8 protein-coding genes are annotated in these 10,968 nt (G+C 41.2%); 4 read left to right on the forward strand and 4 right to left on the reverse strand.

Annotation, left to right across the window (positions count from 1 at the left end; genetic code table 11):
• Window positions 1-95: 95 nt before the first annotated feature.
• Window positions 96-812, reverse strand: coding sequence for a hypothetical protein (locus AN391_RS19250; RefSeq protein ID WP_055016881.1), 717 nt, complete (start codon window positions 810-812; stop codon window positions 96-98).
• A 377-nt stretch (window positions 813-1,189) separates the two neighbouring features.
• Between AN391_RS19250 and AN391_RS19255 the strand changes: the two genes are divergently transcribed.
• Complete coding sequence (locus AN391_RS19255; protein ID WP_055016882.1) at window positions 1,190-2,347, forward strand: benzoate/H(+) symporter BenE family transporter; 1,158 nt, start codon at window positions 1,190-1,192, stop codon at window positions 2,345-2,347.
• 600 nt (window positions 2,348-2,947) lie between these two features.
• On the opposite strand, the gene hemH is transcribed toward AN391_RS19255, so the two are convergent.
• The gene (gene hemH, locus AN391_RS19260; protein ID WP_055016883.1) at window positions 2,948-3,967 is read right to left on the reverse strand and encodes a ferrochelatase; all 1,020 of its coding nucleotides are present in this window, start codon (window positions 3,965-3,967) and stop codon (window positions 2,948-2,950) included.
• Between the two features lie 274 nt (window positions 3,968-4,241).
• Window positions 4,242-5,573 carry an HD domain-containing phosphohydrolase gene (locus AN391_RS19265; protein ID WP_055016888.1) on the reverse strand — a complete coding sequence of 444 codons (1,332 nt, stop codon included), beginning with the start codon at window positions 5,571-5,573 and terminating at the stop codon, window positions 4,242-4,244.
• A 111-nt stretch (window positions 5,574-5,684) separates the two neighbouring features.
• Here AN391_RS19265 and AN391_RS19270 point away from each other — a divergent pair, with 111 nt between their 5' ends.
• The 3 genes from AN391_RS19270 (at window position 5,685) to arfA (ending at window position 9,843) form a co-directional block, all read left to right on the forward strand.
• On the forward strand, window positions 5,685-6,662 hold the full coding sequence (locus AN391_RS19270; RefSeq protein ID WP_055016884.1) for a sensor histidine kinase: 978 nt from the start codon (window positions 5,685-5,687) through the stop codon (window positions 6,660-6,662).
• Window positions 6,663-6,888: 226 nt separating this feature from the next.
• Window positions 6,889-9,429 carry a TonB-dependent siderophore receptor gene (locus AN391_RS19275; protein WP_055016885.1) on the forward strand — a complete coding sequence of 847 codons (2,541 nt, stop codon included), beginning with the start codon at window positions 6,889-6,891 and terminating at the stop codon, window positions 9,427-9,429.
• A gap of 213 nt (window positions 9,430-9,642) precedes the next feature.
• The gene (gene arfA / locus AN391_RS19280) at window positions 9,643-9,843 is read left to right on the forward strand and encodes an alternative ribosome rescue factor ArfA (RefSeq protein WP_055016886.1); all 201 of its coding nucleotides are present in this window, start codon (window positions 9,643-9,645) and stop codon (window positions 9,841-9,843) included.
• A 31-nt stretch (window positions 9,844-9,874) separates the two neighbouring features.
• Here the strand turns inward: arfA and AN391_RS19285 are convergent, their stop codons facing one another.
• Window positions 9,875-10,438, reverse strand: coding sequence for a cytochrome b (locus tag AN391_RS19285; RefSeq protein ID WP_055016887.1), 564 nt, complete (start codon window positions 10,436-10,438; stop codon window positions 9,875-9,877).
• Between the last annotated feature and the right edge of the window lie 530 nt (window positions 10,439-10,968).

A 10,968-nucleotide genomic window follows, 5' to 3' on the forward strand; every position in this document is an offset into this window, starting at 1 on the left:
ACTTAGCCCACTAGGTTACAAACCTCGCGCCGCGATTTAATCGCCCCTAGATTGAACAAATTTCAATCCGCAAAGGTCAACACGCCCTAGTTGGGTTACTGCATGTTGGGTTGTTCGGTTTTTTTGGGGGCAAACATATCTATGGTTTTATCTGTTTTTGGTGTGGGTGCATCTACGTGATGCTCTATGTGGCTTTTGTATAAGTCGCGTTTTGCTGCAATCCAGCCATATTTACCTTTGCTTTCAAAAACGTAATTGCCGCTAGGTGCGGTAAATTGTCCATAAATTGCGTCGTTTCCTACGGTCATAACTGTGGTGTGGAGTTGCCCATTGGCACCTATTACTTGGCCAAATATGCTTTTATCGCCATTACTAGCCTCAGATAATGAGGTGATTTCGGCGCTGTAGGTTTCGGCGGTTTGCGGGATTGAAATATCAAATGAGTCGCCAGTTTCTAGCGCTTGCAATGTGTTTAGGTCAAACTCTATGTAAGCTTCGTTGTTTAAATCGCTTGGCAGCACCTTGGCGTTGGTAAGTACCTCTTTGGCTTTTTCAGATACCTTATTAATGGCTTCAAACTGGCTGCTTTGTGCTGGCTCATTAAGTGTTTGAGGCTGTACGTTAACAGGATCTTTACTCATATCTATAGGCTGAGGTGCTTTTTTATTGGCTGCAAATTTAGAGTCAACGGGCACTATATCTACTGCAACAGGGGCTGTTACCTGCTGTACTTTTTCGGTATTAAATAGCAGCTTATAAATAGCAAAAGCAGATAGTCCAAAGGCAACAATTATTAAAAGAGCGCGTTTCATTTGTTTCTCTTATGGGGTTTTTGGTTAACTAATTGTTATGTTTTATATCATATGAAGAATTAGATCAAGTTGGGGTGTGTAGTATTAAAGTGCTGGTTTTGCTTTTTGTAAATGATTGTAAATAAACAATTTACCCGTTTTGGGTTTTAAATTTTTTACTTTATAGGATGGGTTTTGCTAGGGTTTTAGCGAGGTATAGACGAACGCTAAAAAATATATTTATTTTTAATCTGGCAATTAAGTGTGTTCACTTTATAGGTAAAAATTTTTTTAAAATAATGAATATTTTTCACGCTTAATAGCGTAAACGCTAATTGCAAAGCGTAAATAGGCAACGTATGTTGTGAGCATAAAAATCTGAATTTAAGAGGGATTTTATGACGTTTTCGGATCAGCTACTTAATCGTGCAACTGCAGGATTAGTGGCGGTTATTATAGGTTTTTCAAGCTCTATTGCGCTTATTTATCAAGTTGTTATTACCCTTGGCGGCACACCCGACTTAGTGGCAAGCTGGCTTTTAATGTTAGGGCTTGTAATGGGCATAACCACCATTGGGCTGTCGTATTATTATAAAGTGCCGGTTTTAATTGCGTGGTCTACCACTGGGGCGGCTTTACTTATCTCAAGCGCAAAAGGCTACCATTTAAATGAAGCCGTTGGTGCATTTATGTTTGCCGCTACATTGGTTTTTATATCGGGGGTTACGGGTTGGTTTGAAAAAATAATGAACAGAATACCAAGCGAGCTTGCCTGTGCCATGCTGGCAGGCGTGTTGGTCACTTTTGGTATAGATGTATTTAATTTTATGAATGAGCTACCACTGGTTATTGGCTTAATGGTGCTTATGTATTTTTTAGGAAAACGCTTTTTTGCACGTTTTGCCATGCTAAGTGTTTTAGTTGCAGGTGTAATACTGGCGTGGCAAATGGGGCATATTGATACCGGCGCTATCCACTGGAAACTAAGTGAGTTTACATACATAACGCCGCATTTTAATTTGCAAGCGTGCATAAGTATTGGCCTGCCACTTTATATAGTGACTATGACCTCTCAAAATTTACCGGGTATTGCTGTGTTAAAGGCACACAATTATAAAGCGCCTATTTCAGCCACGCTCAATGTAACCGGTTTTATTAATATTTTAACGGCTCCATTTGGTACGTACTCTATTAATTTAGCGGCCATTACCGCTGCTATTTGTATGAGCGACGAGGCCGATAAAAGCCCCGATAAGCGTTATTGGGCAAGTATTGCCGCAGGGGTTTTTTATATTGTTATGGCACTATGCGCGGCAACGCTCGTTGGCTTAGTGGCAAGTTTACCGCAGGCATTAATTTTGGCTTTAGCGGGGATTGCGTTGTTTGGCACCATTGCTAATAGTTTGCAACAAGCGTTAAGTTCAGCCCAATATACCGAGGCCGCAATAGTCACGTTTTTGGTAACCGCATCTGATTTAACCATGCTCTCGGTGGGTTCTGCGTTTTGGGGAATAATTGCTGGGGTGTGTACGTTGATGATCACTCGTAAAGGTTAAATAAAAGCGTTAAGGAATAGGTTAAAACAGGTAAAAGCGTTGCTTTTAAAGCGCCAGCAATGCGCGTCTACAAGGCAATTTACCTCGGTGTTAATTTTATAGGTAAGCGCGAAGCCTGCTCGAGCAAGATGTTAGTTACATCTCTAAAAGCGTAGCGCTTCTAAACCTCTTTGTGATTAATTGATCTTTATACAAAAACGCACAAAGAGAAGAGAATGAGGAGTAAATGAGAAGTGAAAATTGTAAGCTCGAGGCTTGCTCACGTTAGAAGCGTAGCTTCTCATCATTTCTACCACCGAGTACACCGAGGCGCTTCGCGCTACACAGAAAAACACGCGTAACGTTAAGTCACTTTTCTAGGTATTCAGCTTCGCTTCTATGTGATGAAACAATCACTTTATGCCTAGGTAAAAGCGTTGCTTTTAAAACGAAAGCAATGCGCGTCTACATGGCAATTTACCTCGGTGTTAATTTTGTAGGTAAGCGCGAAGCCTGCTCGCGTGAAATTGGCTATGGCAGTTAATAAATGCTTACCTGCGCATTAAAAAAGCGGTGTTAAAATTAACACCGCTTTTTTAGATTTAGACAATAAAAATGCGTTTAAAGCATTGGTTTTAGCACATCATATAAAGCGTTGATGTGATCGTCTCTGTCGTTTAAAGCGGCTATGTAACGGTATTTTTCGCCGCCGGCGTTTTCAAATATTTCACGGTTTTCTTCTTCAAGCTCTTCGAGCGTTTCTAGGCAATCGGCACTAAAAGCTGGGCTTAAAATTGCTATATCGGTAATGTTTTCATCAGGGAGCGATGCAAGCGTGGCGTCGGTGTATGGCTTTAACCATTCGGCTTTACCAAAGCGGCTTTGAAATGTGCTAATGGCTTTGTCTTTATCAAGGCCAAGTTTTTCCATCACCAAGCGCGTGGTTTGTAAACATAGGCAGTGGTATGGATCGCCTCTATCTAAAAACAGTTTAGGCATACCGTGGTATGAAAAAACGAGTTTTTGTGGCATGCCGTTTTTTTCTAAATCTTCGCTTATGCTGCTTGCTAATGAGTCTATGTAAGTGGTGTTTTTGTGATAACCATTTACAAAATGGAGCTCTGGCACCCAGCGCCACTTTTGTAACACTCTTGAAACGGCATCAAATGTTGAGCCGGTTGTCGGGCTTGAGTATTGTGGGTAAAGCGGTAATACAATAATACGCGTAAGGCCTTTGTCGCGCAGCTGCTCAAGGCCTGCTTCTATTGAAGGGTTACCGTAACGCATGGCCATTACAACCTCGGTATTGGTATAACCTTGCTCTTTTAATAGCGCGTTTAGTTTGTCGCGTTGTAGGCGGGTAATATGCGTAAGCGGCGAGCCGTTTTCGGTCCAAATACTTTTGTACAGTTTTGCTGAGCGCTTAGGGCGAATACGCAAGATTATACCGTGAAGTATTATCATCCACACTAAACGTGGTATTTCTACAATACGGGGGTCTGATAAAAACTCACGTAAGTAGGTACGCAGTGCTGCTGGGGTAGGCGCGTCTGGACTACCTAAATTGGTGAGTAAAATGCCTGTTTTTTGATTAAAACGCCCGTCGTGGGGATTGTCAGTAACAGCAGAAAATCGCGACACGGTGTGCTCCTTAAAGCAATGTGATACTAATACTTAATCATTTTGCGGGGCTAAACGGGTTGCTACCAGCGTTAAAAAATTCTCATTTAGTACAACTAAATAGCGAGTTTTTGTCTAGCTATCAACACGTTTTTCCACCCTTAAAATAAATCACTTAATTAAGCGGATTGGTATTAAACAGTTTAAAAAATATACCCAACTCAATAGGTACCTGTTTGAATTAGTTTAGCTTATATACGGCCATTGTAACGAAAAAAAGCACAGTTTAGATCAATCATTTAGCGCTTTTTACCATTATTCTAAATGGGGTTGGTTTTTTGGTTTCTAGTTGTTGTAGCTTGTCGATGGATTTTCTACCAAACACGTGGCCTTTAGGTAATAGCATTATACCGCTGTGGCTGTGCAACGTGTGGCCTAAAATCATATTGGCTTTTAGCTCTTTAGCGCTGCATATCATAATTGAGCCGGCATTATTAAGCTGCTCGTTTAATTTGCTATGGCTTGCTTCAAGTGCGCGCACAATTTTAGGGTGGTAAAAAGTGCCGCTGTACATTTTTACGGTTTCGAGGGCATCGCTGTGGCGCTCTTTATCGGTAGAACCTTGGCTTTGCTCAAATGCGTTCCAATAATCGCGAGCCACGCTAAGTACCATGGCGCCAATAGGTATATCGTTCCCAGCTAGCCCCTTTGGTAAGCCATTACCATTAAATCGTTCATATTGATGGTAAATTGCATCGGATACATCGTGTAAGTGAATAGCAGGCATAAGCATTAATTGTGCGGTGCTAGGGTGAGTGTAAAAAGCTTTGCGCTGTTGCTCACTCAGCCGACTTACTGGCTTTTTATAGAGCTCTGGGTCCATGGCAAGCAAGCCTATTTGTGCTAAGTAACCCGCCATTGGGGCTAAATCTATACTTTTTTGCGATAGGTTTAAATACAGCGCTATTTGCGTGCACGTGTCGGCAATCTTTTGTGCTCTGTTGCCATCTAAATAAGGGTTAGCATTTATAAAGTTATAAAGCAGCTCTACGGTGGCTTTATGTTCGTTTTTTTCGCGCTCGTTAGCCTCTTCTAGTTGCTTAAGCACCTGCTTAATTTGTTTGGTGCGTTTGTCTACTCGTTGCTCTAATGAATTGTTTAGTTCCAGAAGTTCTTTATTTTGTTGCTTTACTTGCAGCTCAAGCTGTTTGTTTTGCTTTTTTAACTGAAATTTCTCGATGCTATCGTTAATGCTGCGCAAAAGCATATCGTTTTGCCATGGCTTTTGTATGTAGCCGTTAATTTGCGCAAGGTTAACAGCGGCTAAAGTGGTTTCTATTTCGGCGTAACCTGTTAATAAAATACGTTGTGTTTCGGGGGCTTTGTTACGAGCCTGCTCTAAAAATTGCGCGCCGTTCATAGTGGGCATTTTCATGTCGCTAATGATTAAGCTAAATTCGTGGCTGCTTAAAAGCTCAAGCGCTTGCACTGGGCTTTTGCAGGTTATAAAACTAAAGTTATTATTTTTTAATAAAGAGGTTAGAGAGCGCAGAACAATTTCGTCGTCATCAACACAAAGTACGTCTACGGCAGTGATTGAATGTGCAGGATCTGCTGGTTGGGTCATAGTGCTACCTTCTAAAATAATAAGCATAGTCTAAAAATTGCTTCTAGTTTGCATAAATACGTATGGCAAACTAAACGTTATACATGGATGCATATTTATGGAGCGAATAGGATGAGCACGGTGACCAAGGACTATAAACAGGCTTTTTTAGATGAGCAACGAAAGCGCCTAGCCGCAGAACAACTGCTTGAAGATAAAAGCCAACTGTTAGTTGTGTTAAATAACGAACTTAATAAAAATGCTGCTGAGCTCTCTTTGTATCAGCAAATGTTTGTTCAGGCCGACAAAATGGCAAGCGTGGGGGATTTGTCTTGCAGTATAGCGCACGAAATCAATAATCCGCTCTCGTATGTAATTAGTAATATAGAAAGCCTGCAATATATTAGCCCTCTTTTATCTAAATCCCTTCACTATAACGAGCAGTTTTTAACTGGCCAATTAAATGCTGGGCAATATAAAAACGTATTAGCTGATTTAAAAAAGCAATACGAACATGCATGGAACGTCCATGAAATTTACTCTCAATTAAGCGAAAGCCTAGATGGTTTAAAGCGCATAAAGCAAACCGTACACAATTTATTAAATCTTAGCCAATTTACATACTCACATAATAAGCAATATTTAGATGTGAGTGAGGTTGCATGCTCTGCTTTAGAGGTACTACAAGGACAGCTTAAATACTGTGAAATAAAAACCAATTTTGAGCAATTACCGCTCATTTGGGGAGAGTTATCGTCAATTCACCAAATTTTTGTAGAGTTGTTATTAAATGCGCAACAAGCGTGCGCGCATGACCTAGAAAAAGGGAGCATTATTGATCTAAGCGTAACGCAGCAAAATGAAGGTGTATGTATAAAAGTGAAAGATAACGGTTGTGGAATGGACGAAAATACTCAAATGCATCTGTTTAAGCCTTTTTTTAGTACAAAAAATACAGCACATTCGTTAGGAATAGGAATGACAGTTGTTAACTTTATTTTGCAAGAACATGGCGGAAAAATAGAAGTTAGCAGCACTTTAGGAACAGGTACTACCATTTGTTGTTGGTTACCCGTAAAAGCAGAAGAAAGTGCAATAAATCTGTTGTAAATAAGGTGTTAACCAAATCGATGGGTGAAATTAAATTCCCAAATTGAATGCGTTTTAAACAAGTTTAAGTGTTATTTTGTGGTTTTTACAATTTTTTGCATAGTTAGACCTATTATTTAGTTTTTTTCATTTCTTTTTATTTGCATATGTTGCTAGGATGTTCTACAAGCGATGCGTTACATCGCAATAACAAATATTAAAGAACACACTAAACAGGGTCGTCACTATGTCAACATATCGTTTAAATTCATTAGCTGCAGCTGTTGCGTTTGCCGTAAGCGCACCAAGCATTGTAAGCGCCCAAGAAGCACCTTTAGAGGCTGCACAAAATATCGAACAAATATCTGTATTAGGGTCGCGTGTATCTAATCGCACCTCTACTGAGTCTTCGTCACCTATTGATTTAATAGACGCTGATGATTTAAACAAAGGTGGCTTTACAGAGCTAGGGCAGAGCCTGCAAGCAACGGCTCCATCGTTTAACTTTTCTCGTACACAAGTGTCTGATGGCTCAGATTTATTTAGACCTGCCACGCTGCGCGGCTTACAGCCTGATCAAACGTTAGTATTGGTAAACGGTAAGCGCCGTCATAATCAATCTATTTTTGGTTTAAATGGCACGGTAGGTGCGGGTGCTGCGGGCACCGATATGAACGCGATTCCGCTTACTGCACTTAAAGGCGTAGAAGTATTGCGCGATGGCGCAGCAGCGCAGTACGGCTCAGATGCAATAGCCGGCGTAATTAACTTATCACTTAATAATTCAACGGGTGTAACAACCGGTTACGTACAATACGGTGGCACCAGTGAGGGCGATGGCGACACGCTTTCTGCAGGTTTAAACCGTGGTTTTGATTTAGGTAACGAAGGCGGTTTTATTAACTTATCGCTTGAGTATCGTGATGCCGATGGTACAAACAGAGCTGAGCGCGATACGGGTGGCTCGTTAAACGTTGAACCAGGCACCCTGAGTGAAGATGTGCGTTGGGGCCAAGGTAATTCAGAAAGCGAATTTACCTCGTTGTTTTATAATATGGCGCTGCCAGTGGGCGAAAGCGAATTGTATTCATTTGGTGGTTATTCTGAGCGCACTGCGCTGGGTAACGGTTTTTACCGTAATTATAACGAAGCGACTAAAAATGTAACGCAAGTATATAGCGATGGCTTTTTACCTCGCATTTATAACGAAGCTGAAGATATTTCAGTAGCGGTTGGTTTTAGAGGCGACATAACCCCAGATTGGGGATACGATGTATCGGCAGTGTATGGTGAAAACCAATACGACTTTACTTCACGCAATACGTTAAATGCCTCTTATGCGGCAGAGTATGTGTTTAATAACCCAGATGCAAGCGATGCCGACATAGCCGCAAATGCAGGGCCAACCGGTGGCTACTCGGGTGGCTTTAGGTTTGACCAAACAACGGTTAATGCAGATTTTAACGGCATAGTTGATATTGGCCGAAGTGAGCCTTTGTATATCACTTTGGGTGCAGAATACCGTAAAGAAAACTACGAAATAGTACCAGGCGATGAAGCGTCGTACGCATGTGGCCTTGCAAATATGGATACTTCGTACCCATCGGTTAACGATCCGGATCAATTTGCTCAATGTGGCTTTCAGGCTTATAACGGTCTGCGCCCAGAGGCCGCTAACGACAGCGACCGCAACAGTTACGCGTTTTACGTAGATGTAGAAACGATGATCACTGATGCATGGAACGTAAGTGGTGCGCTTCGCTATGAAGACTTTTCAGATGCAGGCGATGACTTAATTGGTAAATTAGCAACACGTTATGAATTTAACGATGACTTTGCAGTGCGTGGTGCAGTATCTACCGGTTTTAGAGCGCCATCGCTGCAGCAAAGTGGGTATACTGCATTTACGACTAACCTAGGTTCAGATGGCACACTTACACAGTCGTTTACTGCAAATACGGGAACAGCTTTCCCAAGTGCATTGGGTGTAGATAGCCTAGAGCTTGAAACATCAACTAACTACAGCGCAGGTTTTGTTTACGATGTGACTAGCGAGCTGTCGTTAACGGTTGATTTTTACCGTGTAGAAATTAAAGACCGTATTACGCTTGGTAGTTTACTGTCTGCTGATGATGTTGCCTTTAGCGATGAAGCTGTAGCCGCTTTACAAGCAACAGGCGCAGTGCAGGCTAACTACTTTTCAAACTCTGTAGATTCAACTACACAAGGTGTTGATATTATTGCCTCTTACCGTACTGATGTAGAGGGCGGTAACTTTGGTGTCACTTTTGCGGGTAACCTAAACGACACTAAAATAGATAACGTAAATGCTGAAGAGGGTATTCCTGAGTCGGTGGCGTTTGACGATTTACAACGTAGCTTTTTTACCGACGGTCAGCCAAGTGAGCGTGCAACCCTTACCTTTGACTACGAGCGTGATGCGTATCAAACAACACTTCGTTTTAACTACTTTGGCGAAACAGACGTTAAGTACTTTGGTAACGACCACATCCCTTTACCAGGGGAGCTTTCGCCTACGGGGTCGTTTAAGCCAACAAGTACAGTTGAATCGGCTGTGTTAGTTGATGTAAATGTAAGCTACCAAATTAACGAAATATTTAATTTATCAGTAGGCGCAGACAACGTATTTGATGAAACACCGGATGAGTTAGGTGACGACGAAGTACTTAACTTTATAACTAACGGTGCATTTAAATACCCTGTACGTGCATTGCCTTATGGCTTTGACGGGCGTACTTACTATGCAAAAGTAAGCTTTGAATTTTAATTATTTGAGCTAAACCTATTTAACCTGAATTCTGGTTAAGAGATAGATTTATTATCCAGAGTTCAGGTTACTACTAAGCGCAGTTACTTACTGCGCTTTTTTAATGCTTATTTATTATGAAAAAAGCGCGTTAAAACACTTGCAAGGTTGAAAATTAGGCATACAATCGCCACTTCTTAAGGTTCTTATTGTTATAAATAGTTAGGAAATAAAATGGCTAAAAAATCGAAAACCAAAGCCGCAAATAATAGTGCGGTAGAAACCGGGCGAGGTGTTATTAATCATAATGCGCTAGCGGCGTTAGTAACTTCTAAAGTGTTTAAACCACAAGTAGTAAAAGCTAAAAAAGGAAAAGGCTCGTATAAACGCACTAGCAAACACGTAAGACGAGAGTCTTATTTAATCGCGGCTTAAATAGCACCGATCAAATAAGACTTTTAACAGCTTACTTTTTACCAAACATGCGCGTAAGCGTGTTGTCTTTATCAATAATATGGTGTTTTAAAGCGCCCACAATGTGTAAACCTAACGCCACTAATAGCGCATTTGCTGTAATACCGTGAACGGTTTTTCCTATCTCTGCTAAGCCTTGGTTAAAAGCGAGACTTTTTTGTGGGTTTTCTGGGTTGGGGTTGTGCGGTATAAGCTCAAGCCCAAACACCTCCACGCCGTGCCCACCAAAGCCCGACATAATCAGCCCCGAAATAGGCATAAGTAACATGCTTATTATAAGAACGTAATGCACAATTTTAGCTAACACTTGCTCATAATTTGGGTGTTCAACATCGTGCTTTGGCCAACCATTTATAATGCGCCATGTTACTCTTAGTAACGCAAAAGCAAGTAGTATTACGCCAAATGATTTGTGCCAACTCATTAGAAAAAACGCTTTAAAGTTTTCGATATACAGGCCTGAGCCTAATAACCCAATAATTAAAATAGCGACAATCCAATGCAGGCTTATAGTGGTTTTACTTAATGTACGTGGTGTATCTTTTGTTAGTTTCATTGTGGTTATTCCTAACTTAAAAAGTGGCGCTTAGTCGCGTTACAGTTGATTAATCAACATTAATGCGGCTAGCTTAAACTATAGAAGGTTAAAGTAGGGTTAACGACATCTATTTTTGAGTTTAAAAAGGGATAATCCGCCACGCGTGGTTCAGCGCAATGTTTGTTGCCTCTTTAAAAGCAAAGCGCCTCTAAGCCTCTTTGTGATTTATTGATCTTTAATACAAAAACGCACAAAGAGAAGGGATGGAGAAGTAAATGGAAGTGAAACTTGTAGACGTCGAGCTTGCTCACGTTAGAAGCGCAGCTTCTCATTAATTCCACCACCGAGTACATCGAGGCGTTTAGCGCTACAAAGAGAAAGCACCCGTAGCGTTTAGTCACTTCTCCGGTTATTCTTCTTCGCTTCTCGGTGGTGAAACGATCAGTTTATGCCTAGGTAAAAGCGTTGCTTTTAAAACGCCAGCAAGCTGCGCGTCTACAAGATTAAATTTTACACTGGCGTGGATGTAAGCTTAGCCGCGATTTTAT

The sequence above is a fragment of the Pseudoalteromonas sp. P1-13-1a genome, from assembly GCF_001401875.1.
GTDB lineage: Bacteria > Pseudomonadota > Gammaproteobacteria > Enterobacterales > Alteromonadaceae > Pseudoalteromonas.

Bases quoted from the DNA above. Each gene is read 5' to 3' on its own strand.
- AN391_RS19275 (WP_055016885.1), top strand. From the start codon at position 6,889: ATGTCAACATATCGTTTAAATTCATTAGCTGCAGCTGTTGCGTTTGCC.
- arfA (WP_055016886.1), top strand. From the start codon at position 9,643: ATGGCTAAAAAATCGAAAACCAAAGCCGCAAATAATAGTGCGGTAGAA.
- AN391_RS19255 (WP_055016882.1), top strand. From the start codon at position 1,190: ATGACGTTTTCGGATCAGCTACTTAATCGTGCAACTGCAGGATTAGTG.
- AN391_RS19270 (WP_055016884.1), top strand. From the start codon at position 5,685: ATGAGCACGGTGACCAAGGACTATAAACAGGCTTTTTTAGATGAGCAA.
- AN391_RS19265 (WP_055016888.1), bottom strand. From the start codon at position 5,573: ATGACCCAACCAGCAGATCCTGCACATTCAATCACTGCCGTAGACGTA.
- AN391_RS19250 (WP_055016881.1), bottom strand. From the start codon at position 812: ATGAAACGCGCTCTTTTAATAATTGTTGCCTTTGGACTATCTGCTTTT.
- AN391_RS19285 (WP_055016887.1), bottom strand. From the start codon at position 10,438: ATGAAACTAACAAAAGATACACCACGTACATTAAGTAAAACCACTATA.